The sequence below is a fragment of the Streptomyces sp. NPDC048479 genome (assembly GCF_040651435.1).
GTDB lineage: Bacteria > Actinomycetota > Actinomycetes > Streptomycetales > Streptomycetaceae > Streptomyces.
The window spans coordinates 183,640-209,348 of the sequence record NZ_JBEZKA010000006.1; the positions used below are offsets into that span (position 1 = coordinate 183,640).

19 protein-coding genes are annotated in these 25,709 nt (G+C 69.0%); 8 read left to right on the top strand and 11 right to left on the bottom strand.

The genetic code is table 11. The annotated features are described in order from the left end of the window. Positions 1 to 20 precede the first annotated feature (20 nt). Together AB0D12_RS12255 and AB0D12_RS12260 are read left to right on the top strand one after the other, a co-directional pair. Positions 21 to 572: a DUF6114 domain-containing protein gene (locus AB0D12_RS12255; RefSeq protein ID WP_362680167.1), complete on the top strand. Its 552-nt coding sequence runs from the start codon at positions 21 to 23 to the stop codon at positions 570 to 572. Positions 573 to 669: 97 nt separating this feature from the next. Beyond that, positions 670 to 1,845: a hypothetical protein gene (locus tag AB0D12_RS12260; protein WP_362680170.1), complete on the top strand. Its 1,176-nt coding sequence runs from the start codon at positions 670 to 672 to the stop codon at positions 1,843 to 1,845. 67 nt (positions 1,846 to 1,912) lie between these two features. Here AB0D12_RS12260 and AB0D12_RS12265 read toward each other — a convergent pair whose 3' ends face one another. Continuing rightward, positions 1,913 to 2,410 (bottom strand): hypothetical protein, encoded by a 498-nt coding sequence (locus tag AB0D12_RS12265; protein ID WP_362680173.1) that lies wholly within the window; start codon positions 2,408 to 2,410, stop codon positions 1,913 to 1,915. A gap of 93 nt (positions 2,411 to 2,503) precedes the next feature. Between AB0D12_RS12265 and AB0D12_RS12270 the strand changes: the two genes are divergently transcribed. From AB0D12_RS12270 to AB0D12_RS12280, 3 genes are all read left to right on the top strand, one after another. Beyond that, positions 2,504 to 2,875 (top strand): hypothetical protein, encoded by a 372-nt coding sequence (locus AB0D12_RS12270; protein ID WP_362680176.1) that lies wholly within the window; start codon positions 2,504 to 2,506, stop codon positions 2,873 to 2,875. A gap of 977 nt (positions 2,876 to 3,852) precedes the next feature. Next, the gene (locus tag AB0D12_RS12275) at positions 3,853 to 8,559 is read left to right on the top strand and encodes an RICIN domain-containing protein (RefSeq protein WP_362680577.1); all 4,707 of its coding nucleotides are present in this window, start codon (positions 3,853 to 3,855) and stop codon (positions 8,557 to 8,559) included. A 13-nt stretch (positions 8,560 to 8,572) separates the two neighbouring features. Then, positions 8,573 to 9,223, top strand: coding sequence for a hypothetical protein (locus AB0D12_RS12280; protein ID WP_362680179.1), 651 nt, complete (start codon positions 8,573 to 8,575; stop codon positions 9,221 to 9,223). 386 nt (positions 9,224 to 9,609) lie between these two features. On the opposite strand, the gene pyk is transcribed toward AB0D12_RS12280, so the two are convergent. From pyk to pta, 3 genes are all read right to left on the bottom strand, one after another. Beyond that, positions 9,610 to 11,040: a pyruvate kinase gene (gene pyk / locus AB0D12_RS12285; RefSeq protein WP_362680182.1), complete on the bottom strand. Its 1,431-nt coding sequence runs from the start codon at positions 11,038 to 11,040 to the stop codon at positions 9,610 to 9,612. Between the two features lie 109 nt (positions 11,041 to 11,149). Then, entirely contained in the window at positions 11,150 to 12,370 is a 1,221-nt protein-coding gene (locus AB0D12_RS12290; RefSeq protein ID WP_362680185.1) for an acetate kinase, read from the bottom strand. Continuing rightward, positions 12,367 to 14,448 (bottom strand): phosphate acetyltransferase, encoded by a 2,082-nt coding sequence (pta, locus tag AB0D12_RS12295; RefSeq protein ID WP_362680187.1) that lies wholly within the window; start codon positions 14,446 to 14,448, stop codon positions 12,367 to 12,369. The genes AB0D12_RS12290 and pta overlap by 4 nt, the downstream gene beginning before the upstream one ends. 278 nt (positions 14,449 to 14,726) lie before the next feature. On the opposite strand from pta, the gene AB0D12_RS12300 reads away from it, so the two are divergent. Beyond that, on the top strand, positions 14,727 to 15,752 hold the full coding sequence (locus AB0D12_RS12300) for an ATP-dependent 6-phosphofructokinase (RefSeq protein ID WP_327326164.1): 1,026 nt from the start codon (positions 14,727 to 14,729) through the stop codon (positions 15,750 to 15,752). Between the two features lie 241 nt (positions 15,753 to 15,993). Then, positions 15,994 to 16,965: a helix-turn-helix domain-containing protein gene (locus AB0D12_RS12305; RefSeq protein WP_362680190.1), complete on the top strand. Its 972-nt coding sequence runs from the start codon at positions 15,994 to 15,996 to the stop codon at positions 16,963 to 16,965. Here the strand turns inward: AB0D12_RS12305 and AB0D12_RS12310 are convergent. The 6 genes from AB0D12_RS12310 to AB0D12_RS12335 all read right to left on the bottom strand — a co-directional run bounded on the left by AB0D12_RS12310 (position 16,962) and on the right by AB0D12_RS12335 (position 23,722). Next, the gene (locus AB0D12_RS12310) at positions 16,962 to 17,639 is read right to left on the bottom strand and encodes a helix-turn-helix transcriptional regulator (RefSeq protein ID WP_362680193.1); all 678 of its coding nucleotides are present in this window, start codon (positions 17,637 to 17,639) and stop codon (positions 16,962 to 16,964) included. The genes AB0D12_RS12305 and AB0D12_RS12310 overlap by 4 nt on opposite strands. A 114-nt stretch (positions 17,640 to 17,753) precedes the next feature. Continuing rightward, positions 17,754 to 18,578, bottom strand: a complete 825-nt coding sequence (locus tag AB0D12_RS12315; protein ID WP_362680196.1) for a carbohydrate ABC transporter permease — start codon at positions 18,576 to 18,578, stop codon at positions 17,754 to 17,756. Beyond that, positions 18,578 to 19,444: a sugar ABC transporter permease gene (locus AB0D12_RS12320; protein WP_362680199.1), complete on the bottom strand. Its 867-nt coding sequence runs from the start codon at positions 19,442 to 19,444 to the stop codon at positions 18,578 to 18,580. The genes AB0D12_RS12315 and AB0D12_RS12320 overlap by 1 nt, the downstream gene beginning before the upstream one ends. Next, positions 19,441 to 20,802 carry an extracellular solute-binding protein gene (locus AB0D12_RS12325; protein ID WP_362680202.1) on the bottom strand — a complete coding sequence of 454 codons (1,362 nt, stop codon included), beginning with the start codon at positions 20,800 to 20,802 and terminating at the stop codon, positions 19,441 to 19,443. Before AB0D12_RS12325 ends, AB0D12_RS12320 begins: the two co-directional genes overlap by 4 nt. A gap of 189 nt (positions 20,803 to 20,991) precedes the next feature. Further along, entirely contained in the window at positions 20,992 to 21,693 is a 702-nt protein-coding gene (locus AB0D12_RS12330) for a response regulator (protein ID WP_327326170.1), read from the bottom strand. 244 nt (positions 21,694 to 21,937) lie between these two features. Then, positions 21,938 to 23,722, bottom strand: coding sequence for an ATP-binding protein (locus tag AB0D12_RS12335; protein WP_362680205.1), 1,785 nt, complete (start codon positions 23,720 to 23,722; stop codon positions 21,938 to 21,940). 123 nt (positions 23,723 to 23,845) lie between these two features. On the opposite strand from AB0D12_RS12335, the gene AB0D12_RS12340 reads away from it, so the two are divergent. Next, positions 23,846 to 25,219 (top strand): cation:dicarboxylase symporter family transporter, encoded by a 1,374-nt coding sequence (locus AB0D12_RS12340; RefSeq protein ID WP_362680208.1) that lies wholly within the window; start codon positions 23,846 to 23,848, stop codon positions 25,217 to 25,219. A 102-nt stretch (positions 25,220 to 25,321) separates the two neighbouring features. Here AB0D12_RS12340 and AB0D12_RS12345 read toward each other — a convergent pair whose 3' ends face one another. After that, complete coding sequence (locus AB0D12_RS12345; protein WP_362680211.1) at positions 25,322 to 25,627, bottom strand: metalloregulator ArsR/SmtB family transcription factor; 306 nt, start codon at positions 25,625 to 25,627, stop codon at positions 25,322 to 25,324. Positions 25,628 to 25,709: the final 82 nt, after the last annotated feature.

Consider the following 25,709-nt stretch of genomic DNA (forward strand, 5'->3'; position numbering starts at 1 on the left):
GTACCAGGGAGCTGTTTTCCATGAGCGCCGAGTCTGCAGTGTCACCGGGGCGGGACGAACACTACATCCGCGCCATTCGGCGGGGTTTCCGTACCTGGCGGGGGCAGCGGCCTTTCTGGGCGGGTCTGTTCACCGTGCTCGGCGGAATCCCTATCGCCTACTTGCCGTACGCGAGCTTCAAGCTCGGGCACATGACGCTCGCGATGCAGACCACCGCGGGCGCCGGCGCACTGATCATCGGCGTACTGCTGATCACGCTGGGCCTCACGATGTGGTTTCACCACATCGTCCGGGTCTTCGCAGGTGTCGCAACGATTCTGCTGGCACTGGTCTCCATCCCGATCGCCAACATGGGTGGCTTCTTCGTCGGCTTCCTGCTCTCCCTCATCGGTGGTGCGCTCTCGCTCTCCTGGGCCCCGGGAAAGACCGCCGCGGAATCGGCTCCGGCCAAGGAGACGGCGCCCGAGCCCGGTCCCGCAGAGGCGCCGGTAGGGGAGCAGTGGGACGGCTATGGCACGCACGCGCACGAGACAACCATCGAAGCCAACGGCGGGAGGAACAGTGCCGGGTGATGTCACACCGCTGACCACGGTGGGAGGCGATGGGACGCAGGCCAGAAAGGGGCCGCGGCACGCGGCCCCCCGCAAGCCCCTGCTGAACAAGCTCCAGATGCCGGCAGGCAAGGCGATAGCCCTGGCAGCGATGCCAACCGCCGTCTTCCTGGGCATGGGTCTCACCCCCAAGCTGGCACTCGCCGAGGACAAGGACATCCCCTTCGCCCCGGGACCGTGCGTGACCCGCTCGGACGAGCCTGCGGCGTCGGAGTCGCCCAAGCCGTCGGACTCGGCGAAGCCGTCCGAGTCGCCGTCGGAGAAGCCGGACCCGAGCGCCAGCGAGTCGGCGAGCGACAAGCCCGCCGATGAGCCGACGCCCGGCGCGACGCCGTCCGCGTCCAAGTCTGCGGACCCGAAGACAGTTCCGACTCCGACTCCTACCCCGACGCCGAGCGCGACGAAGACGACGAACCCGCTCGACCCGCTGGGTGTCGGCGACGCGATCAAGGACCTGCTCGACGGCCCCGACAAGGAGCCCACGGCCACCGCGACGCCGAGCGCGCCCGCGACGACCAAGCCCGCGGCCGAGCCGACGCCTTCGACGAAGCCGACCACCGACCCGTCCGCGAAGCCGTCCACGAACCCCGCCGAGAAGGTGGGGGAGACGGCGGACAAGGCCAAGGACGCCATCAAGGACGCGGCGGACAAGGCGGGGGCGACGACCCAGGAGCTGGACGACGCGGTCAAGGGCCTCGACCCCAAGAAGGACGAGGACATCCCGGACGGCGCCAAGCCGCGCTTCCCGTGTCCGACCGCCGACCCGAAGGCGCTGGCCGCCGCGGACCTGGAGCCGGGTATCCCGCTCCTCCCGGACGACCCGTGGATCCTGCAGAGCTCGCTGCTCACCCTGAAAGGCCTGGACTACAAGGGCATCGTCGAGGTGAAGACGGGCAGCGGCAAGGTCAAGAAGGTACTGAAGTTCACGGCTTCGGGCGTCGACATCAAGGACCTCCACCAGCTGGTGGTCGGCCCGAACGGCACGACCGCGCACGTCGAGGCGGACAAGGGCTCCACGTCGACGATCACCAACGGCACGGTGACGATGTACACGGAGGAGCTGAAGGGCAACCTCTTCGGCCTCATCCCGATCACGTTCAGCCCGCAGACGCCTCCGCCGCTGAATGTTCCCTTCGCCTTCTTCACCAACGTGAAGGTGACGCAGGCGGGCCAGTTCGGCGGGACGCTGACGGTGCCGGGCCTGCACAACTACTTCACCGGTGGCAACAACTAAGACCCGTCCGGGAGCCGCACAAAGGCTGTGGGCCGCACCTCTTTCGGGGCGCGGCCCACAGTCGTTGTCACTTCAGCGAGCTGAGCGCCGTATTCCTGATGCGCTTGGTTCTGCCCAGTTCGGAGAACAGCCGCAGAACCTCCCTGTCATCTGAAGCAGCGATGACGCGGCGCTGGAGCCAGTCGGACCAGGTGTCGATCGCGCGTCGTATCTCGGCGGTGGTGAAGTCGCCGGAGTCGACTGCCCCAAGCACCTTGAGTTCCTGCACCCTGCGGGCCGGGAAATCGCGTACCGCCGGGTCGAGCGCCTGCACCCAGGCAGCTCGCTCCTGCGGGGCGAGCTGCTCGAGCACTTCGACGACGACCGGAGAGGCAAGGGCCCCGTCCCGTTCCTGGAAGACGGCGTGGAACAGGATCGGCAGCGCTTCCCCGGCCCGCGTCGCAGCCTGGTAGAGGTCCCAACGGACATGATCGTCCGTGAAGTCGTCCACTGCCGTTCTGCCGAGGACCGCTTCCAGCTGCCGGAGCAACTCCAGCAGGGGAGCGGTCGGTTCAGCATCCGTCATTTGCCTTGTATCTTCCTTGGACTGGAGTGTGGACCGCAGTCATGTCGCCCATTCACTGCATCGGTGAAGGATGCTCCTTGAGATCATCAGAGCATGAACATCAGGGGTGTGCTGACGGATTTCGCGAGGACGGGCGGAGTGGGCGTTCTCAAACCGGGAGCCCTGCTTGATGATGTGTCCGGCACCCTCGGGCCACCGGTCGAGGCGGACTGCTTTCCCCAGCCGTCGTGCCGGACCATCACGTTCGCGGGTGTGAAGGAGGCCTTCGCCTCGGCGGGGGTCCGCTGGGAGCTGGATGAATTCCCGGCTGTGAGGGGTCAGTTCGCCGCGCTCGTGGAACTGGGCCCGGTCGGCGTCCGGTTCACTTTCCACGTCCCGGATCCCAGCGCGACGGACCAGGACGGCGCCACCCTGCACAGCGCGATCTCCCGCAGTTCTGGGCACGTGTGCGGTTCAGGCGCATGAGCGGGAAGGAAGGCGGCGGCGCGGGGTGACGGACCGGCCCCCCGGCTGGCATTCCGGGCTTGAGATTCTCGTTGGGAGCAGTCGGCGGAACGTCCACTCCTGGCCGTACGCCTCGTCCGCGCCCACCCATGCCAGGCAGGCCGGCCGCAAGGCGCCGGGTCACCATGGCCTTCGCCGGCTGGCCCTTGGCCGCGAAGTCCCGATGGTCGGGGATCTTCGCTGCCTGACACCGTTCCCGGTCCGAGGTCCAGTGCACCGGCGACCCCGGCGTGCGGCTGCACCACACATCCCTCGGTCGAAGAGAGTGGTTATCGGCCAACTTTTGACCGAGAAGGATCGTCGCTTTCACCCTTCCTTCACGGCAGCCACACAGGTATCCCCTGTCATGAGCACGAGATTTGCGCACACCGCATGGGGCGGACACCTGCAAATGCCTTCGCGTCGTGGACCCGGGACGCTGAAGTCACCCCTTTTCCGGCGGGTTACCTGCGCGTATGGTGATCGCCGCGCGCGTATGTGGACCTTGACCGCTCCGCCATGACGCGCGCACATCAGTCGGCGGCCGGGGGGACTGTGCCGCCACGGGGGAGGGATGACCGTCATGCCGCGATTCCGGCTCATTGCGAATGCCGTCTCGGCCGGCGCCGTCCGCTGCCCCTGTCTCCGCGCCGGGACAGCGGGCTGACCCGCGCGCATCACCACCGCCTCTTGGGACGGTCACCCCCGCCTGCCCTCGTTCGCTACGAAGGATGCCTCTTTTGCGCCCCAGACCAGGGTTGTTCAGACCCAGATCACGAAGATCCGCAACTTTCACCTCTGTCGTCACGTCCGTCGCGGCTCTGGCCGTCCTCGGTGGACTGGCTGTCCAGCCCGGCGCACTCAACCAGCTCGCCGGACAGCGCACGGCCCCGGCAGGCGACTCCGAGGACTGGTTCGAGGACACCGCCGTCGAACAGTTGCGGCAGGACCAGTGCCTGATGGCCGATGTGCTGCGCCTGGGCGGGCCGACCATGGCCACCACCGCGCAGGGCGGCCTCAACCAGCCGCAGGACAAACTCCACGAGCTGGCCAACCGGCAGCACTGGGAGGACACGCCGCTCGCCCAGGCGTACAAGAAGGACAAGGACGCGGCGTCCAAGGAACTGGACGCCCTCCACGCGCTGCGGGACACGTGGAAGAAGCCGCTCGACGGGCTGGAAGCCCCAGTGGGCTTCAATGACGGGGATTTCCACTGGCCTCCGGGGTCGCCGGGTGACAAGAAGGAGGACTTCTACGGCCAGACCGGCCTGACCCAGTGGACCGCCGACCGGTTCTGGAAGAGCGACAGCGACTTCTATGAGGACCCCACACCCAGGGCAGACGCGCCGACGGTGAAGGCCGTGAAGGATCTCGGCGCGCCGCTGTACGGCAAGGACCCCGATCCGGGGCAGCCGGAGTGGAACCGTCAGTTCGCCGAGCACGGCGCGTACGACTACCTGTCGGGTTCGTCCCTGGAGCCGATGGGCGCGGACAACGCCCGTATCTTCCTGGCGTCCGGCGGCTTCCCCCGCACGGCCCCGCAGCCGGGCACGGCGGAGCACCGCATCGCGGTCGAGGACATGAAGACCCGGTTCGCCTCGTGTGCATGGCGCGACCCGATCGACCCGAACAAGGCGCTGGGTGGGATTGCCGATACCGCCGCCGCGGAGTGGCAGCAGGAGATCGCCTCCCAGCAGGTGCAGCGCAACCAGATCCTGAACGCCAACAAGGATGCCACCACGTCCCTCGCCACGGGCGCGAAGTCGCTGGGCGACATGCTGGGTCACTCCTGGGTTGCCGACCACCTGGCCCGCTGGCAGGACTACTGGTCCCCGGGCGGGGCCGGCTGGATCGGTGACAGCTACGCGACGATCGAGGTGCCGGGCGCGAAGGGCATGTGCCTGGATGTCGCGGGTGGCGGCAAGACCGCCGGCACGCCGGTCCAGGTCTATACCTGCAACGGCGGCGCGGCGCAGCAGTGGATGGTCGAGGGCACGGAGGACAATCTCCACCTGCGCAATGTCGGCTCGTACAAGTGCCTGGATGTGGCCGGGAACAAGTCGGCGAACGGTACGAAGATCCAGATCTCGGACTGTTACAACACCCCGGGGCAGTCGTGGAAGGGCGACGTCCGTGCCGCCACGACCCTGAAGAGCAACACCACGGGCAAGTGCCTGGACCTGAGCACCTTGGCCAAGAGCGTTGACGGGCGACTGTGGGACTGCAATGCCGGTAACGCGCAGAAGGTCCTCATCAAGCCGTCCGGTCACAAGGGCACGGACAGCCTGTCCTACCCGGACAAGGCCCAGTTCGACAAGGCGAAGAAGGGGATCACCGACACTCAGGCGGCGGCGAAGAAGCAACTGGCCGCGCTCAAGGCCCAGTTGGAGAGTGCCAAGAAGTCTGGTGCTTCCTCGGACGCCGCTGAGCAGGCGGCGTATGGCATTGCGGATGCCGCTGGTGCGCCGCGGGGCCGTGGCCTTCTGGTCGGCCAGCAGAAGGCGCAGGTCACCAAGGGTACGGTGGCCGCGCTGACGGCGATGGTGAAGGCCGGTGAGACCGCCGAGGCCGCAACGAGGGCCGCCGCGGGCGACAGCGAGACGATCGCGCAGCGCGCTCTGGCCCAGGCCGCGCAGGTCAAGGCGGAGTTCCGCAAGGAAGCTGCGCACACCGCCGAGTTGCAGGCGAAGGCCGCAGCCGACGCGGCCAAGGTGCACCGCGACAACGCCAAGAAGGACAAGGAGACCGCGGAGGCCAAGCTCGCCGAGGCCCTGAAGGCGGAAGGCGACGCCAAGGCAGCCGCCGCCGACGCGCACGCCAAGCGGCTCGCCGCCGAGGCCGAAGAGGCCACGGCGAAGGCGGAGAAGGAGACCGCCGCCGCCAAGCAGGCCGAGGCAGCCCAGCACAAGCAGAACGCCCAAGCCGAGGCGACGAACGCGAAGGACGCCAAGGAGAAGGCGGAGGCCGCCGAGGGGACCGCGGTCGCGCGGAAGAACGACGCGGTCAAGGCGCGCGACAACGCCCGTGATCTGAACGACGATGCGTGGGACGCGGCGCAGAAGGCGGACGCGGCCCGCGCCAAGGCCGATGCCAAGGAGGCGTTCGCCGAGGCCCATGAGTCCGACAGCAGTGCCCAGGAGTCCAGGGCGGCAGCGGACGCGGCGGACAAGTACGCGGACGATGCCGAGGCAGCCGCGGGTCGGGCCCGGGGCGAGGCGGATGCCGCGACCGAGGCGGCGGCCGAGGCGGATGCCGCGGCCACCCGCGCCGAGGCGGCCGCCAAGCGGTCCCGTGCGAATGCGGATGCCGCACAGGCCGCCAAGCTGAAGGCCGACGCCGCGGTGAAGACCGCGACCAGCGCCGCTGCCGACGCCATCAAGGCGTCCGAGCACGCCTCCGAAGAGGCCAAGGCCGCCGTCAAGCTGGCGGAGGAAGCGGAGAAGCTGGCCAAGACCGCCATGACCCACGCGGACGAGGCCAATAAGGAGGCCGGCAAGGCTCTCGTCGCCTCGGCGAAGGCCGCGGGCTTCGCCCACGTCACCGCCCAGGCGGCCGTGGACGCGGGCAACGCCGCCGCTCAGGTCGCCAAGCCGGCGAACGACGCGATCCAGCTCGGCTCCCCGTATGTCACCACCGACTCGGCCGCGAGCCTGGTCGTGCTGACCGGGCAGGCGTCCAAGTCCATCGCCGACCAGCAGAAGGCCGTCGCCGACGCCCACGCCAAGAACGCGCAGGCCGAGGCCGCAGCGGCCAAGAACCTCGCCGACCAGGCAACGGGCGACGCGAAGATCGCCTACCAGTACGCGGCCAACGCCGCCGGACACGCGGCCGCCGCCCGCGGCTACTCCAAGGAGGCTCTCGGCTACGCGGCCGACGCCGCCGCAGCTGCCTCAAAGGCCTCGGCGTCACTGGCCCGCACCATCGAATACGACCGCAAGGCCACCGAAGACGCCGACGCCGCCGACAAGGCCGCAGGCCGCGCCGAAGGCTACGCCAAACAAGCCCGCGACTCCGCCGACCAGGCCGCCCTCGACGCCCAGGCCGCCCGCGACGCCGCAGCCGCGGCCGAGCAGTCGGCCAAGGACGCACGGGCAGCCGCGACACGTGCCGACGCCGCCGCCACCGAGGCCGAACAGGCGGCCAAGGACGCGCTGAAGTACGCCAAGGAGGCACAGAAGGCAGCAGAGGAAGCGGCACGCAACGCCGCGAACAAGCAGGTCTCGACCGGTGCGGGAACCGGAGTCGGCGGCACGTGGTACGTCGTCGACGAGGACAGCATCGAGATCACCGACGCCAAGCAGCATGAACCCTGCGTGATCACGGTCGGCTTCGAGGGCTGCACCACCACGTTCACGGTCACCTTCAGCGCGATGGTCGACTTCTTCCTCTGCACCAACCCCGACGTGCCGGACGGCGCCAGCTGCCCGTCCGAGGACACGCTGCTCATCGAGAGCAAGCGCATCCCGGGTCTGAAGAAGGACGTCACCCGGTACTTCTCCAAGCTGGAACTCATCCAGCAGACCCTCACCTACAAGCTCATCAAGGCGGTTTTGGTCCAGGACTTCGTCGACTGCTGGCACGGCAGCGCCAGCGGCTGCGCCTGGGCGGCGAGCAACTTCATCCCCGGCAAGGCGTTCGGCAAGGTCTTCGAGGGAATCCGGGCTCTGGACGCCGCGATGAAGACTGGAGTCGGCGTCCGCGACGCCTTCAAGGCCCTCAAGGTCCTGGACCTGGACCCCGCGACCCTCGCCATGCTCGAACGTTCGGTGAACGTCTACGAGGACGCGTTCACGGCCTGTGCGCGCAACAGCTTCCCCGCCGCGACCCCGGTGCTGATGGCGGACGGTTCGCACCGGCCCATCAGCCAGGTGGGCGTGGGTGACCTCGTCAAGGCCACGGATCCGGTTTCCGGCGAGCTGCGGGCCCGGCAGGTCACCGACACCTTCCAGCACGACACCGAGCGCTTGGTGGACCTCACCGTCGCCGGCGGCGGCACGCTGACCAGCACCGCGGGCCACAAGTTCTACGTGGTGGACCGCGGGTGGACGCTGGTCTCCGACCTGCGCGTCGGTGACCGCCTGCGCACCCCGGACGGCTCCGTCCGCGCGCTGACGGCCCTCCGCGACCGCTCGGGCCTGGCTCGGCGCACGGTCTACGACCTCACGGTCGACGACCTGCACACGTTCTTCGTGCGCACGACGGGCCAGCGGCCCGACGATGTACTCGTCCACAACTGCCTGAACCTCACGCTGCACGAGGGAGACCGGGGCGCTCACACGATCAGGGACCATGTGACCATCAGGCCGCAGGACGCCGTTCAGAAGGCGATCGACGACCTGGCGAGGAACCCCAACCATCCGGGAGTGACAGGGGTCTGGACGGACCTCGCAACGGCCCAGGCCTCCGTGGACGCGGGCTTCGCGAAGTGGATCACTACCCACCGGTCCGAGCTGGATACATGGATGAAGAACACTCCCAAGGACTCGGAGAGCGCGCTGCACCTCAAGTCGTTCAGGGTCCAGCTGGACACCCCGGGCTCCCTGGGAACCCTCTACCCGACCACCGGCGTCGCGCATGCGCGTCCGGCCGGGAACTGGGTCTCCATCACCCTGAAGAGGTCCAAGCACAAGCCCGGGTACACGGTCTACACGTCGCACCCGGAGTGAGAGTGACCTGGTAATGGATCGCAAGGACATCTGGATCGATTTCGGCTTCAGCGGCCTCACCAAGTGGTTCGGCAGCCCCTGGGTCGGCGAACACACCCCGCTGGAGATCGTCGTGCTGGCCGCCGACTGGGGCGAGGGTGCTTACGCACCCACCCTCCTGGAGGACGCCGTCTCGCTACTGGAGTCGCCGCTTCCCACCAGGGAGATCGACATCCTGTGGTGTGCGGCCGTGCGCGTGCGGTTCGTCCCGGAAGAGCGATGGATCGACGGACGCGACTGGCTCCGCCAGATCGTGGACGTCTGCGAGGAACGCATCCGCCGGGACGAACCGCGATCCGATGCCCTCGCTCCTGCGCCCGTCTGCGATCCGGAACTTAGGGACGCGGTCCTCGCCGAGGTGCGAACCATCGCAACGGAACTGGAGCACACCACCGCCGACCACCCCTACTACGGGGTGCCGGAAGTGGTCCCGGCGCTGGAACGGCTCGTCACCGAGGTCGACCCCGACCTCGGGTTCCGGCTCTTCCTGCGGGTCCTTAAGGCGTACGTGGTTCCGATCAGCGAGTCGCAGCACCTCCGGTACCGCGAGCTGGGCGAGAGATTCGGGTACAACGAGTTCGTTGTCGATGACGGCACTCTCCAGTTCATGCCGCGTGCGGACTGACTGCTGAGCACTACCACCGAGGGCGGTATCCCGGTCTTCCACGGGTACCGCCCTCGGGTCTTCGTCATTCACACCGCTCTTCCGAAGCAGGAGAACGAATCATGGCGCAGCCACACCGGCACCTCGGTGTCGACATCGGGCTCAGCGGGCTGATCAAGTGGATTAGCTACCCCTTGGTCAACAGTGAGACCGCCGGCCTGGACGTGGTCACGAGCGTTGCCGACCGGTTCGACGGGGCGTTCGCCCACAGCTCCTGCAGGACTGTGTCGTCCTCCTCGACTCACCGCTGTCCAGCCGAGACGTCGAGATCCTGTGGTTGGCGGACGAGGGCGGTGCCCCGGTTCCTCTGAACCGGGGCACCGCCCTCGTCGTCCGTACGGGCCGCGTCAGGCGGGCGTCCCGCCGCCCAAGTGGTGCACCCGCACCATGTTCGTCGTGCCCGGGACGCCCGGAGGCGAACCCGCCGTGATGATCATGGTGTCGCCCTCGTTGTAGCGCTGCAGCTTCAGCAGCGCCGCGTCGACCAGGTCGACCATCGCGTCCGTCGTCTCCACGAACGGTGCGAGGAAGGACTCCACGCCCCAGCTCAGAGCCAGCTGGTTACGGGTGGACTCGTCCGTCGTGAAGGCCAGGATCGGCTGCTTGGCACGGTAGCGGGAGAGCCGGCGGGCCGTGTCGCCGGACTGGGTGAAGGCCACCAGGGACTTGGCGTCCAGGAAGTCCGCGATCTCGCACGCCGCGCGGGCCACCGAACCGCCCTGCGTACGCGGCTTCTTGCCCGGGACCAGCGGCTGGAGGCCCTTGGAGAGCAGCTCCTCCTCCGCGGCGACGACGATCTTCGACATCGTTTTGACCGTCTCGATCGGGTACGCGCCGACCGAGGACTCGGCCGACAGCATGACCGCGTCCGCGCCGTCGAGAATGGCGTTGGCCACGTCGGACGCCTCGGCGCGCGTCGGGCGGGAGTTGGTGATCATCGACTCCATCATCTGGGTCGCCACGATCACCGGCTTGGCGTTGCGGCGGCACAGCTCGATGAGGCGCTTCTGGACCATCGGGACCTTCTCGAGCGGGTACTCGACGGCCAGGTCGCCGCGCGCCACCATCACGCTGTCGAACGCCATGACGACGTCCTGCATGTTGGCGACGGCCTGCGGCTTCTCCACCTTGGCGATGACGGGGACCCGGCGGCCCTCCTCGTCCATCACCTTGTGGACGTCCTTGACGTCGCTCGCGTCCCGTACGAAGGAGAGCGCGACCAGGTCGCAGCCCAGTCGGAGGGCGAACCGGAGGTCCTCGATGTCCTTCTCGGAGAGGGCCGGGACATTGACCGCCGCGCCGGGCAGGTTGATGCCCTTGTGGTCGGAGATCACTCCGCCCTCGACGACGATCGACTTGACCTGTGTGCCCGTGACCTCGATGACGCGCAGCTCGACGTTGCCGTCGTTGATCAGGATCTGGTCGCCCTTGGAGACATCCCCGGGCAGACCCTTGTACGTGGTGCCGCAGATCGACTTGTCGCCGGGGACATCCTCGGTGGTGATGGTGAATTCGTCGCCTCGGACCAGTTCGACCGGGCCCTCGGCGAACGTTTCCAGACGGATCTTGGGACCCTGCAGGTCGACGAGGACGCCGACCGCGCGGCCGGTGTCCTCGGACGCCTTGCGCACGCGGTGGTACCGCTCCTCGTGCTCAGCGTGGGTCCCATGGCTCATGTTGAGACGGGCCACGTTCATGCCGGCCTCGATGAGCGCTTTCAGCTGCTCGTAGGAGTCGACGGCTGGGCCCAGTGTGCAGACGATTTTGGAACGGCGCATAAGGCGGATCCTATCGGTTTGTTTCTCTGCGGAATATTCCGTCTGGTGGAAAGTACAAATGGGCGGTCTGTCGCTCAGACGTGGGCCCCTCATACGCCCTCATACGCCCTCATACGACGCCCTCAGGAGCGACCAGAGCGAACGTCTGCTGGGCGATCTCCAATTCCTCGTCCGTCGGGACCACGGCCACCACAACCCGGGCGTGCGCCGTCGAGACGATCCGCGCCTCTTCGGAACGTACGGCATTGAGCTCGGGGTCCAGCGTCAGACCCAGCTCCTCCAGACCCGCGACGGCGGCCTCGCGCACCGGCGCCGCGTTCTCACCGACTCCGGCCGTGAACGCGATCGCGTCCACCCGGCCGAGGATCGCGTAGTACGCGCCGATGTACTTCTTCAGCCGGTGGATGTAGATGTCGAAGGCGAGCTGCGCACGCTCGTCGCCCTCGTCGATCCGGCGGCGGATCTCCCGCATGTCGTTGTCGCCGCACAGACCCACCAGGCCGCTCTTCTTGTTGAGCAGTTCGTCGATCTCGTCCGCCGACATTCCGGCGACCCGCTTGAGGTGGAAGGTGACCGCGGGGTCGATGTCACCGGAGCGCGTACCCATCACCAGACCCTCCAGCGGCGTCAGCCCCATCGAGGTGTCCACGCACCGGCCGCCCGCGACCGCCGAGGCGGAGGCTCCATTGCCGAGGTGCAGGACGATGACGTTCACCTCGGACGGGTCCTTGCCGAGCAGGGCCGCCGTCCTGCGGGAGACATACGCGTGCGAGGTGCCGTGGAAGCCGTAGCGGCGGATCCGGTGGGCGTCCGCCGTCTCGACGTCGATCGCGTACCGCGCCGCCGACTCCGGCATCGTCGAGTGGAAGGCCGTGTCGAAGACCGCGACCTGCGGAAGGTCCGGGCGCAGCGCCTGAGCGGTACGGATACCGGTGACGTTTGCCGGATTGTGCAGCGGAGCCACCGGGATCAGGCGCTCCACCTCGGCGAGCACCTCGTCCGTGATCAGGGTCGGTTCGGTGAACTTCAGACCGCCGTGCACCACCCGGTGGCCGACCGCCGCCAGTTCGGGAGAGTCCAGGCCGAGCCCGTCGAGCGCCAGTTCCTCGGCGACCGCCTTCAACGCCGCGCTGTGGTCGGCGACCGGGCCGGTGCGCTCCCGCTTCCCGGCACCGCCGCCGGTCAGCGGCGTGTGCACCAGACGGGACGTCACCTCGCCGATCCGCTCGACCAGGCCGACAGCCAGCCGCTCGCCGTCGCGCATGTCGAGGAGCTGGTACTTGAGCGACGAGGAGCCGGAGTTGAGGACGAGAACGCGGGTGGCGGTCATGCGGGGATCTCCTGCCCCTGGGACTGGATCGCGGTGATGGCGACCGTGTTCACGATGTCGCTGACGAGCGCGCCGCGCGAGAGGTCGTTCACCGGCTTGCGCAGACCCTGCAGCACCGGCCCGACGGCCACGGCGCCGGCCGAGCGCTGCACGGCCTTGTAGGTGTTGTTGCCGGTGTTGAGGTCAGGGAAGATCAGCACCGTCGCCCGGCCCGCCACCTCCGAGTCCGGCAGCTTCGTCGCCGCGACGGACGGCGCCACGGCCGCGTCGTACTGGATCGGGCCCTCGACCCGCAGATCCGGACAGGACTCCCGCACCAGCTTGGTCGCCTCGCGCACCTTGTCGACGTCCGCGCCCGAGCCCGAGGTACCCGTGGAGTACGAGAGCATCGCGATCCGCGGGTCCACGCCGAAGCGGGCCGCGGTCGCCGCCGACTGGACCGCGATGTCCGCGAGCTGCTCGGCGTTCGGGTCCGGATTGACCGCGCAGTCGCCGTACACCAGCACCTTGTCGGCCAGGCACATGAAGAAGACCGAGGAGACGATCGATGCGTCCGGCTTCGTCTTGATGATCTCGAAGGCCGGGCGGATCGTCGCGGCCGTGGAGTGCACCGAGCCCGACACCATGCCGTCGGCCAGGCCCTCCTGGACCATCAGCGTGCCGAAGTAGTTCACATCCGCCACCACGTCGTACGCCAGCTCCACCGTCACGCCCCTGTGGGCGCGCAGCTGCGCGTACCGCTCGGCGAAGCCCTGGCGCAGCTCGGAGGTCTGCGGGTCGATCAGCTGGGCGGACGCGAGGTCGACGCCGAGGTCCGCGGCCTTCTTGCGGATGACCTCGGTGTCGCCGAGGAGGGTCAGATCGCAGACGTCACGGCGCAGCAGTACGTCGGCGGCGCGCAGCACCCGCTCCACCGTGCCCTCGGGCAGCACGACACGGCGGCGGTGGGCGCGGGCCTGCTCGAGGAGATCGTGCTCGAACATCATCGGCGTGACCCGGCCGCTGCGGGCCACCGAGATCCGGGCCACCAGGTCGGCGGTGTCGACATGGCGCTCGAAGAGGCCGAGCGCGGTCTCCGCCTTGCGCGGCGTGGCGGCGTTCAACTTGCCTTCCAGCGAGAAGAGTTCGGCCGCGGTGGGGAAGCTGTTCCCGGAGACCGAGATCACCGGGGTGCCGGGCGCGAGCCGGGCGGCCAGCGTGAGGATCTCCTTGCTCGGCCGCTCGTTCAGCGTCAGCAGGACGCCCGCGATGGGCGGGGTGCCCGCGGAGTGCGCGGCGAGCGCGCCCACCACGATGTCGGCGCGGTCGCCGGGGGTGACCACCATGCAGCCGGGGGTCAGGGCGTTCAGCAGGTTCGGCAGCATCGCACCGCCGAAGACGAAGTCCAGCGCGTCCCTGGCCAGTCCCGCGTCGTCGCCGAGCAGCACCGTGCCGGCCAGCGCATGGGTGATCTGGGCGACCGTGGGGGCCGCGAGCGCCGGCTCGTCGGGGAGTACGTAGCAGGGCACCGGGAGGCGGGCCGCAAGCCGCTCGGCTATGATTTCGCGCTCCTCGGGGGCGACCCGGTTGACAGCCATGGCGAGGATGTCGCAGCCCAGCACCTCGTACGCGCGATGGGCGTTACGGGTCTCGGCCCGCACCGACTCCGCGGTCTGGCCCTTGCCGCCCACCACAGGGATCACCGAGGAACCGAACTCATTGGCCAGGCGCGCGTTGAGCGCCAGCTCGTCGGGGAGCTGGGTGGCGGAGAAGTCCGTGCCGAGGACGAGCACGACCTCGTACTCCCGCGCCACCTGGAGAAAGCGCTCGACGAGCCGGGAAACCAGCTCGTCGGTACCCTTCTCGGCCTGCAGTGCCGCGGCCTCGTGGTAGTCCATGCCGTACACCGTCGCCTCGTCCTGAGACAGCCGGTAGCGCACTCGCAGCAGGTCGAAGAGCCGGTCGGGTCCATCGTGCACCAGCGGCCGGAAGACACCCACCCGGTCCACCTGGCGGGTCAGGAGTTCCATGACTCCCAGCTCGACGACCTGGCGGCCGTCCCCGCGGTCGATCCCGGTCACGTACACGCTGCGCGTCACGCGTGCTCTCCCGTCCATGCTGTGGCGTACACATCCTGTGGATACAGCTGAATCCGCGACCCCGGGCGTGCAAAAAAACCGCTCGGGGGCGGCATTGCCCTCTTGACAATACCTCTGTGGGTAGGTAGAGCGCCCGCCGGGCGGGGCTGGTCCAAAGGTCCCCGAGCACGGTCCAAGTGCCATCCGGCGGAGTAGCTGAGAGCGCGGGTCCCCGCAAGTCCGTGGAAGAATCGAACCTGGGCTCACATGTATCACTGACGAGCAGGAGACACAGCACGATGCGCATCGGAGTTCTCACCGCAGGCGGCGACTGTCCCGGCCTGAACGCAGTGATCCGGTCGGTCGTGCATCGCGCTCTGACCGGGCACGGCGATGAAGTCATCGGTTTCGAGGACGGGTTCAGGGGTCTCCTCGACGGCCACTACCGTCCGCTCGACCTCAACGCGGTCAGTGGCATTCTCGCCCGCGGCGGTACGATCCTGGGCTCCACGCGCCTGGAGCGCGGCCGACTGAGTGAAGCCGCCGAGAACGCCCCGGAGTTGGCGCGGCAGTACGGCATCGACGTACTCATCCCGATCGGCGGCGAGGGCACGCTCACCGCGTCCCGGCTGCTGTCGGAAGCCGGGATGCCCGTCGTCGGCGTACCGAAGACCATCGACAACGACATCTCCTCCACCGACCGCACCTTCGGCTTCGACACCGCCGTCATGGTCGCGACCGAGGCCATCGACCGTCTGAAGACCACCGCCGAGTCCCACCAGCGCGTCATGGTCGTCGAGGTCATGGGCCGGCACGCCGGCTGGATCGCGCTGGAGTCCGGCATGGCGGGCGGCGCGCACGGCATCTGTCTGCCGGAGCGGCAATTCCAGGTCGAGGACCTGATGAAGATGATCGAGGAGCGCTTCTCGCGCGGCAAGAAGTTCGCGGTCATCTGCGTCGCCGAGGGCGCGCATCCGGCCGAGGGCTCGATGGCGTACGAGAAGGGCGAGATCGACCAGTACGGTCATGAGCGCTTCAAGGGCATCGGCAACCGTCTCGCCGCGGAGCTGGAGCACCGGCTCGGCAAGGAGGCCAAGCCGGTCATCCTCGGGCATGTGCAGCGCGGCGGTACGCCCACCCCGTACGACCGGGTGCTCGCCACGCGCTTCGGCTGGCATGCCGTGGAGGCGGCGCACCGCGGTGAGTTCGGCATGATGACGGCGCTGCGCGGCACGGACGTCACGATGGTGCCGCTGGCGGAGGCGGTCACGCGGCTGAAGACCGTGCCTGCCAGCCGGATGCGTGAGGCGGAATCGGTCTTCTGACCCTGCCCTTTGGGACGTAGGCCCTGACGTCTGTTCTGACGTCTGTTTCTGGCTCCGGCTGCCGAACGGCCTTGACCGCACCCCCCGTGTGCGATCAAGGCCGCTCGTGTTTCCCCGCCGGTTTCCGCAGTGGTTGGCGCAGATCACTCTTGAGTTGAACGGCGCGAATGGCAAGGCTGTTCCCTGTCCGGGACATGTCCCAGCCCTGTCCCAGCAGGTGCAGTGGAAGATGGAGGGACGGATGGCCCCAGCCGGGCACGGTGCTCCTGATCCCGAACAGGCGCACAGCTCCCCTGAGTTCGTGGCCCGGATGCAGCAGCTGAAGGACTGGTCAGGCCTGACCTACCGGGAGTTGACCGCCCGGGCGGAAGCGGTCGGCGACGTACTGCCGCGCTCCACCGTCGCCAATATGCTCAGCCGCAGCACGGTGCCGCGCGAGGAGCTGGTGGCGGCGTTCGTACGCGCCTGCGGTTGCGGCCCCGGAGCGACCGAGAGCTGGCTGCGGGTCCGAAAGGAGCTCACCCGGCGTGAGCGGCAGGCCGTCGAGGTCCCCGACTACGGCGTCGGCGAGCAGGAGGCCGGCCCCGGGCCGGAGGAGGCGACACCACCCGAGCCGCCGCGCCGGTCCTGGCGCTCCCGTGCGAAGTGGCCGGCCGTCGTCGCGCTGGGCACGGCCGCGGTGGCGGTCACCATCGCCTTTCTGCTGCCGGAGGACGACAAGCCAACGGTGGAGCGTCACACGGCTGTGGTCGCACCGGCGCGAGGACCCGTAAAGATCAGGGCCGTCCACTCCGGGCTCTGTCTGGCCGAACGCGCCGGGCAGCGGAGTGGGCAGCTCTACCAGGTGCCGTGTGCGTCGGACACCATCCCGCGCTTCGCACTGAAGCCGGTCGAGCCCGCCTGGCGGATAGAGACGGATCACCGCGACTTCGGTCCGGGCTGCACCGGTGTGGGGGAGAAGTCGACAAAGGCCGGCGCCCCGCTCGCGGACCAGGAGTGCGGCAAACGCGGACCGGCCGAGGCCTTCCGGCTGGAGGCGGTCGGCAAGCCGGTGCGCGGCTACCGGCTGAGGCCGCTGCACAGCGACCTCTGCGCCGGGGTGCAGGACGCCTCGAAGCAGCGCGGGGCGCGGATTGTGCAGCAGGTCTGCACGAAGGACGCGCAGGGGCAGCTGTTCTCGTTCGACCGCGATGCAACCGCCAACGGCAACTAGACGTGGGTCAGTTGCCAGAAGTGGTCGACGATCCGCTCCAGGAACTCCCGGCCCGGCTCCCCGGTGTCCTGTGAGGCGGAGCCCCAGCTGAGCGTCGCGACCATACGGGACTGGTAGTCGGCGTGCAGCTCCTCCAGTACGTCCTCGAGATGGCCCCGGTCCATCGGCAGCATCTTCACCACCGGGCGTACGTAAGCCTGCCAGCGCGCCTTCACCGCGTCCCGCAGCAACTCCGCCAGCTCCTCGTCCTGGCCGGTCGCCGTCAGCAGCTCGCGCGGTGTCAGGTCCAGCGCCTCGGCGAGCGCCGCGGTCTGCCGTTCATTGCCGCGCCAGCGCCCCGACTCCTCCATCCGCAGATACGCGGCGGCGTCCACGCCGACCCGCAGCGCCAGCTCGTCGGGGGCGAGGCCCTGCGCCATCCGATGCTCGCGCAGGGTCGTCGCGGCGGCGAGCAGCTCACTCTGCGCGCACCACAACACGCCGGCGAGCGCGGTGAGTTCCCGTGAACCGGGCGAGGCGACACCGCGCTCCCAGGCGACCACCGTGTCCGGTGTGATCTGGAGCCCGTACTGGGCGCGGAGACCGTACGCGACATGGCCTGGCGCCATACCCAGGGCCTCGCGCAGTCGGCGCGCGGCGAGGGCGTTGAAGCGTGGAGCGGGGATGGGGTGCACGCGCACACGCTAGGCGGCGGGTGTGGGCGGCGACTACGGTGCGTTCCCCCAACGCCACTTGTCGTAGGAACGTCCGAGCTGATCGTACCCATTGGTAACGTACCGGGTGATTCGTCAGCCCTTGACCGCGCCGCCCAGTGCGAAGCCGCCGCCCAGCCTCCGCGCGATCAGCACGTACAGCACCAGCACCGGCGCCGAGTACAGAATCGAGAACGCCGCGAGCTGCCCGTAGATCACCGAGCCGTAGTTGCCGAAGAAGGTGAAGATCGAGACCGACGCAGGCATCTGCTCCGGGGACAGGATCAGCATGAACGGTACGAAGAAGTTCCCCCAGAGCTGGATGAACGTGTAGATCGTCACCACGGTCAGCCCCGGGCCCATCAGCGGCAGTACGACCCTGGTGAGCGTCTGCAGATTCGACGCGCCGTCCGTCCAGGCCGCCTCCTCCAGCACCACCGGGACGCCGTCCATGAAGTTCTTCATCAGCCAGATGGAGAACGGCAGTTGGGAGGTGGCGAGGAAGAGCCCCGTACCGTACATCGTGTCGATCAGATTGACCTGCACGAACAGTCCGTACACCGGGACCATGACCGCGGTGATCGGCAGGCACGTCGTGAACAGGATCGTCAGCAGATACGGCCGGTTGAAGCGCGAGTGGTGCCGGGAGAGCGGATATGCGGCGAGCGCCGCGCACCCCACCGTCAGCAGGGTCGCGCCGCCGCACAGCAGCAGGCTGTTGAGCATCGGCGTGAAGGTGATCTCGTCGGTGAGCACCGCGTCGAAATTGTCCGCAGTGAACGACGACGGCGCCCGTACCCGCAGGTCGGCCTCCGCGTTCACCGACGCCAGCAGCAGCCACAGCAGCGGCAGCGCGAAGGCCGCGGCGGTGAGCAGCAGGGCGGCATTGGCGGCGAGCCGGGCGCGGGTGGTCCGGCGCATCACACCTCCACCTTCATCAGGCGCAGATAGACGATCGAGAACAGCGAGCCCACCAGCAGGAGCAGCAGTGCCACCGCCGTGCCGTAGCCGATCAGGCTCTTGAGGAACGCCTGGTCGTACATGAACACCGGCAGCGTCTGGCTGCGGTTGCCCGGGCCGCCGCGCGTCATCGCCCAGATCAGACCGAAGACCGAGAGCGTGGAGAGCGTGTTCAGCATCAGATTCGTGCCGATGGAACGGCGGATCATCGGCAGCGTGATGTGCCAGACCCGGCGCGGCCCGCTCGCCCCGTCGACCTCCGCCGCCTCCGTGATGTCGCGCGGGATCTCGGCGAGCGCGGCGGAGTAGATCAGCATCGAGAAGGCCGTACCGCGCCAGACATTGGCGAAGGACACCGCCAGGATCGGCAGTGTGAAGAGCCAGTTCTGGGACGGCAGATGCAGCCAGTCCAGCACGGCGTTCAGCGTCCCCTCCCGGCGGAAGAAGGTGTACAGCAGAAACGCCGCGACGATCTCCGGCAGCACCCAGGCGGTGATCACCAGGGTCCCGGTGACGGTGCGTACGGGACGGGAGGCGGCCCGCATCAGTCCCGCCAGCGCCAGGCCCAGCGTGTTCTGGCCGAGGACCGCCGAGACGAAGGTGAAGACGAGCGTGAGCCGGACGGCGTTACGGAAGTCGTCGTCCGTCAAGGCCCGGCGGAAATTGTCCAGGCCGACGAAGTCGGATCCCGACGCGCCGGTCAGCTGGGTGTTGGTGAAGGCGATCCAGACGCAGTAGCCGATGGGTCCCGCGAGGAACAGCAGCAGCAGGACGGTGGCGGGGGCGATCGGCACCCACCGCCACAACCCCGTTCCCCGGGTGCTCACTTGGTGACGACCGCGCCGTCGACGATCGTCTTCAGCTGGTCGTTGTACGCCTTCGCCGCTTCCGCTGCCGAGGCATCACCCGTCGTCACCTTCTCCATCGCCTCCCCGATCTCCGTCGACACCTGCGGATAGACGGGCAGCGCGGGCCGGTAGTGGGTGTACTGGACGAGCCCGGTGAAGAAGTCGATGCCCGGCATGGACTTCAGATACTTCGGTTCCGCGGCCACGTCCTTGCGTACGGCGATCTGCGCGGCGACCACGCACCACTGGGTCGCGTTCTGCTTGGTCTGCAGCGTCTTGATGAAGTCGAAGGCGAGATCGGGATTCTTCGACTTCTGCGGGATCGACCAGGCCCAGCCGCCGGACATGGACACCTTGCCGGGCGCCTGGCCGTTCTGGGTGGGCATCGGGGTCTGGGCCAGCTCCTTGCCCCAGTCCGGCCACTCCTTGGGCCCCTTGTTCACCCAGTTCTGGCCCATCCAGGAGCCGTCCAGGGAGATCGCGAGCCTGCCTTCGGGGAACCACTCGGTGGCGACCCGCGTGCCGACATTGGGGTCGAGCGCGTCGGAGACGTCCGGGCCGAGCTTCTCCGAGTACACCGTGTGTACGAAGTCGAGCGAGTCCTGGAATCCCTTGCCCGCGGCCACCCACTTCTTGGCGGAGGGATCGTAGAGCGGGTCCTCACCGGTGCCGTACAGCAGCATCTCGAAGCCCTGCATCACGGCCGCCTCGCCGGGGCCCTTGCCGGTGTAGACATTGAGCGGGATGGCGCCCGGGACCTTCTTCCTGACGGTGCGGGCCGCGTCCAGGATCTCCGCCCAGTTCTTGGGCTGCCAGTCGGCGGGCAGACCGGCCTTGGCGAAGATCGCCTTGTTGAACCACAGTCCGCGGGTGTCGGTGCCGTCCGGGATGCCGTACGTCTTGCCGTCCTCCGCCTTGGCCGCCGCCTTCGCCGTGTCGACGAACTGGCCCCACTGGTCCCACTTTGGCAGATAGGTGTCCAGCGGCTTCAAGTACCCGGCCTTGATGTCGGAGTTGATACGGAAGGTGTCCTCGTAGAGCAGATCGGGCGCGGTCTTCGGGGAGCGCATCATCTGCTGCGCCTTGGTGGCGTAGTCGTTGTCCGGGGCCTGGATCGGGATGAGCTTGATCTTCTTGCCCGGGTGGTCCTTCTCGAACTGCTTCTTCGCGGCCTCGAGATGGGCGTCCTTGAAGCGGATCTTGTTGTCGGTGGACCGGTTGTAGGCGACCTTGACGGTGTCGGGGTCGCCACCGGAGCCGCCGCCGCAGGCGGTGAGTGTTCCTGCGGCGAGCGCGGCGACGGCGGTGATGAGGATCAGTGGGGCGGTGGGGCGCACGGGCACGACCTCCTCTGAGCCGGGTGCTCCGGACCGGGGCCCGGGCCACGGGGGCTGCCGTGACCGTAGGACCGGCCCCTTCACAAGGTCAATCCCCGTGCAGGGCAAGGTCGTTGAGTGGCGCAATCAGTTGGGTCGCCGGCTCGTCCGGCGGGTTCGGCGCTCTTGTTCACTGGGTCGCGGGCTCGTTCAGCGGGTGGAGGGCCTCCACCGGTACTGGAGCTCGGGACGCCCGATCTGCCCGTACTGCGGACTGCGCACCGCTCGTCCTTCGGCGACCAGGTGCTCGAGGTAGCGGCGCGCGGTGATCCGCGAGATCCCGACGGCGGTGCCGGCCTCGGCGGCGGTGAGCCCGGTCGTGGACTTGCGCAGGGTACGGGTGACGGCCTCCAGCGTCGGGGCGCTGAGCCCCTTGGGCAGACCGGCGCTCCCGGCACCCTGGGGCGCGCGGAGGGCGGCGAGCGCCCGGTCCACCTCGTCCTGGCCGCTGGCCTCACCGGCCGTGGCACGGAACTCGGCGTACCGGGTGAGCCTGTCCCGGAGGGTGGCGAAGGTGAAGGGCTTCAGGACGTACTGGACGACTCCGAGGGACACGCCTTCGCGGACGATCGCGAGGTCGCGGGCGGAGGTGACGGCGATGACGTCGGCGGAGTGCCCGGCGGCGCGCAGGGAACGGACGAGCTGGAGCCCGTGCCCGTCGGGGAGGTAGAGGTCGAGGAGGAGAAGACCGACATCGGTCCGCTCGAGGACGCGTACGGCCTCGGCCCGCGAGTGAGCGACCCCGGCGACGGTGAACCCGGCGACGCGGCCGACGTAGAGGGCGTGCGCGTCGGCGGCTACGGGGTCGTCCTCGACGACGAGAACTCTGATGGGGTCGCTGGTGCTGCTCATGGGGACACCTCGATGGGGCGCGGTGGGCGCGCGGGGGCGTGGGGGCGCCGGGTGCCCGGCGGGTCGGGGTGCGGACGGCGGACGACGCGCCTTGCAGTATGCAGCCCAGGCGCGCCCGGCGCGGGCCGCGGTCGCCGGGCGTGTGGCCCGGGGGTGCGGGATCCGTGGGTGCACGGTCCGGCTGTGCGTCGGGCGGGGGCGCCTCGGCCTTCAGGAGGCGGCGGCGTCCGGTGGGGCGCCGCGCTCATGCCCGCACCTCCGCCGTGTGCAGCGGCAGCCGTACGGTGAACTCCGCGCCGCCGTCCGGGCCCTCGGCCAGCAGCACCGTGCCGCGGCTGCGGTGCGCCGCCTGCTGGACGAGCGCGAGCCCCAGCCCGCGCCCCGCGCCGCGCGTGGACCAGCCGCGCCGGAAGACCTCCTCGGCGTCGGCGGGGTCGACGCCCGCGCCGGTGTCGGCGACCCGCAGCAGCAGCTCGCCGCGGTCGGCACGCGCGGTGACGGTGACCCGGGCACGGAGCGGCTGTACGGCCCGGCCGTCCGCGGGGGTGACGGTGTCGTGGTCCTGTCCGTCCGCGGGGGTGACGGGGTCGTGGTCCTGTCCGTCCGCGGCGGTGACGATGACCCGATCCTGGCCGTCCGCGGCGGTGACGGTGACCCGATCCTGGCCGTCCACCCCGTCAAGGGCTCCGGCGCCCCGCCCGCCCGCCGCCGCCTCCGACGCCGCGTCGACCGCGTTGTCGATCAGGTTGCCCAGGATCGTCACCAGGTCGCGCGCCGGAAGCGACGGAGGCAGAACGCCGTCGTCGATGCGGCTGTCCTCCGCGAGGACCAGCTCCACGCCGCGCTCGTTGGCCTGAGCCGCCTTGCCCAGCAGCAGCGCGGCCAGCACCGGTTCGCCGACCGCGCCGACGACGCGGTCGGTCAGCACCTGAGCCAGCTCCAGCTCCGCGGTCGCGAAGTCGACCGCCTCGTCCTCCCGGCCGAGCTCGATCAGCGAGACGACCGTATGCAGGCGATTGGCCGCTTCGTGCGCCTGAGAGCGCAACGCCTGTGTGAAGCCGCGCTCAGAGTCCAACTCGCCCGAGAGTGCCTGCAGTTCGGTGTGGTCCCGCAGGGTCACCACCGTGCCGCGCTGCTCGCCGCCGACGACCGGGCTGGTGTTCACGACGATGACCCGGTCGGCCGTCAGATGGACCTCGTCGACGCGCGGCTCGGCCGCCAGCAGCGCGCCCGTGAGCGGGGACGGCAGGCCGAGTTCGGCCACCGGCCGGCCGACCGCGTCGTCGTCAAGACCGAGCAACTCCCGGGCCGCGTCGTTGACCAGGGCGATCCGCCGCCGACCGTCGAGCATCAACAGCCCCTCGCGCACGGCATGCAGCGCGGCCGCGTGGTAGTCGTGCATCCGGCTCAGCTCGGCCGCGTTCATACCATGCGTATGCCGCCGCAGCCGCGCGTTGATCACATACGTGCCGAGGCCGCCCAGCGTGAGCGCCGCGCCTGCGACACCGAGCAGCGCGGCGACCTGCTGGCTCACCTTCTCGCTGATCTTCTGGATGGTGATGCCCGCGCTGACGAGCCCGGTGATCTTCCCGTTGTCGTAGATGGGCGCCACCGTCCGCACCGAGGGTCCGAGCACGCCCAAGTGCTTCTCGCTGTAGATCTTGCCCTTCAGAGCCTCGTCGATGTGCCCCAGATATTTCTTGCCGATCTCGCCCGGTTCCGGATGCGTCCACCGAGTTCCGTCCGGGGCCATGATCACGACGAAGGTGACGCCCGCGTCCCGGCGCAGCTGCTCCGTATACGGCTGAAGCGGCTCGCTCGGATGCGCGGAGCGCGCCGCCGCGATCGCCGAGGGCGACCGCGCGACGGCGGTGGCGGTGGCGGTGGACTGCAGCCGCGCCGTCTCCTCGGCCTGGGAGCGGTCGGTGACATACGCGAAGAGGGCGCAGCCCGCCACGATCGCGGCGACCAGCACGACCTGCATCGCGAAGAGCTGCCCGGCGAGGCTGCGGGGGCGAGGTATGCGCATGCAATCAGTCTGCCTGGCCGATTTTGTGTGAACGAAACGAACGTAAGGGTGACCGGCGTCACAGGCTGGTGGATAGTCACGGCATCCATAGGGACATGGACGAATCGGAATGAGGAGGACCCCGTGGCTACTGGAGCCGTCAGGCGGGACCGTACCCACTATCTCTATATCGCGGTCATCATCGCGGTCGCGCTGGGCATCACGGTGGGCCTGGCTGCCCCCGAGTTCGCTGTTGAGCTCAAGCCGCTGGGTACCGGCTTTGTGAATCTGATCAAGATGATGATCTCGCCGATCATCTTCTGCACGATCGTGCTGGGCATCGGCTCGGTGCGAAAGGCCGCCAAGGTCGGCGCGGTCGGCGGGATAGCGCTCGGCTACTTCCTGGTGATGTCGATGGTCGCCCTCGCCATCGGCCTGGTCGTCGGCAACATCCTGCAGCCCGGTGACGGCCTCGCGCTGACCGACGCGGTCAAGGAGGCGGGCCAGGGCCAGGTGTCGGCCGAGGCCAAGCCCCCGGTCGAGTTCGTGCTCGGGATCATCCCGACCACGATCGTCTCCGCCTTCACCACCGGCGAGGTTCTGCAGACCCTGCTCGTCGCGCTGCTCGTCGGCTTCGCGCTGCAGGCGATGGGCTCGGTCGGCGAGCCGGTGCTGCGCGGTGTCGAGCACATCCAGCGGCTCGTCTTCCGCATTCTTGCCATGGTGATGTGGGCCGCGCCGATCGGCGCCTTCGGCGCGATCGCCGCCGTCACCGGGTCGGCCGGTCTGGACGCGCTCAAGAGCCTCGCCGTGCTGATGCTCGGGTTCTATGTGACCTGTTTCCTCTTCGTCGTCATCGTGCTCGGCACGCTGCTGCGCCTTGTCGCGGGCCTCAACATCCTGACGCTCTTCAAGTACCTGGGCCGTGAGTTCCTGCTGATCCTGTCCACCTCCTCCTCCGAGTCCGCGCTCCCGCGGCTCATCGCGAAGATGGAGCACCTGGGTGTGAGCAAGCCGGTGGTCGGCATCACCGTTCCGACCGGTTACTCCTTCAACCTCGACGGCACCATGATCTACATGACGATGGCCTCGCTCTTCATCGCCGACGCGATGGGCCGGCCTATGTCGATCGGGGAGCAGATCCCGCTCCTCCTCTTCCTCTTCGTGGCGTCGAAGGGTGCGGCGGGCGTCACCGGGGCCGGGCTGGCCACGCTGGCGGGCGGTCTGCAGTCGCACCGGCCGGAGCTGGTCGACGGCGTCGGCCTGATCGTCGGTATCGACCGCTTCATGAGCGAGGCGCGTGCACTGACCAACTTCGCGGGCAACGCGGTCGCGACGGTGCTGATCGGGACGTGGACGAAGGAGATCGACAAGGCGCGGGTCGACGAGGTGCTGGCCGGGAGGATCCCGTTCGACGAGAAGACGCTGCTCGACGACGGTCACGCCGACGCGGCGCCGGAGACGAAGTTGGGCGTGCCTGAGCCGCGGGAGGAGGACGAAGCGGGCCTGAAGGTCTGACCGGCGGCCGCCGGTACCGAACTGCTGGTGCTCGTCAGGCCGTTGAGGACGGCGCATCCGCTCCGCCCTCCGCCTCCCCCCGTGGCGGAGGGCGGGCACTCCTCACGCTTCCTTCGGTCCGGCCTCTTCTGCGAGGCGGCCCAGGGTGTCGAACTTGCTGCCCCACACGGACTGGAGGAAGCCGAAGAGCGGTCCGAGGGCTTCCCGGTCGGCCCGGTAGAACCGCTTGGTTCCGTCCTTGCGCAGCGTCACCAGGCCCGCGTCCCGCAGCACCTTCAGATGCTGGGACACCGCGCCGAAAGTGACCTCGAAGCGGGCCGCGATCTCGCCTGCGGGCAGCTCGTCGTTCCAGATCAGCCGGAGGATCTCGCGCCGTCTGGGCTGAGCGATCGCCTGTACCAGGTCCACACTTCTGATTTTAGCCGAGCCGCAATCTGCTTCCCGTCCTACAGCCCCGCCACGAGCTCCCGCGCCCGCTCCGCCCCGACCC

Bases quoted from the DNA above. Each gene is read 5' to 3' on its own strand.
- pyk (WP_362680182.1), bottom strand. From the start codon at position 11,040: ATGCGCCGTTCCAAAATCGTCTGCACACTGGGCCCAGCCGTCGACTCC.
- AB0D12_RS12335 (WP_362680205.1), bottom strand. From the start codon at position 23,722: ATGCGCATACCTCGCCCCCGCAGCCTCGCCGGGCAGCTCTTCGCGATG.
- AB0D12_RS12305 (WP_362680190.1), top strand. From the start codon at position 15,994: ATGGCCCCAGCCGGGCACGGTGCTCCTGATCCCGAACAGGCGCACAGC.
- AB0D12_RS12265 (WP_362680173.1), bottom strand. From the start codon at position 2,410: ATGACGGATGCTGAACCGACCGCTCCCCTGCTGGAGTTGCTCCGGCAG.
- AB0D12_RS12290 (WP_362680185.1), bottom strand. From the start codon at position 12,370: ATGACCGCCACCCGCGTTCTCGTCCTCAACTCCGGCTCCTCGTCGCTC.
- AB0D12_RS12315 (WP_362680196.1), bottom strand. From the start codon at position 18,578: ATGCGCCGGACCACCCGCGCCCGGCTCGCCGCCAATGCCGCCCTGCTG.
- AB0D12_RS12270 (WP_362680176.1), top strand. From the start codon at position 2,504: ATGAACATCAGGGGTGTGCTGACGGATTTCGCGAGGACGGGCGGAGTG.
- AB0D12_RS12255 (WP_362680167.1), top strand. From the start codon at position 21: ATGAGCGCCGAGTCTGCAGTGTCACCGGGGCGGGACGAACACTACATC.
- AB0D12_RS12275 (WP_362680577.1), top strand. From the start codon at position 3,853: ATGGCCGATGTGCTGCGCCTGGGCGGGCCGACCATGGCCACCACCGCG.
- AB0D12_RS12330 (WP_327326170.1), bottom strand. From the start codon at position 21,693: ATGAGCAGCACCAGCGACCCCATCAGAGTTCTCGTCGTCGAGGACGAC.
- AB0D12_RS12260 (WP_362680170.1), top strand. From the start codon at position 670: ATGCCGGCAGGCAAGGCGATAGCCCTGGCAGCGATGCCAACCGCCGTC.
- AB0D12_RS12280 (WP_362680179.1), top strand. From the start codon at position 8,573: ATGGATCGCAAGGACATCTGGATCGATTTCGGCTTCAGCGGCCTCACC.
- AB0D12_RS12300 (WP_327326164.1), top strand. From the start codon at position 14,727: ATGCGCATCGGAGTTCTCACCGCAGGCGGCGACTGTCCCGGCCTGAAC.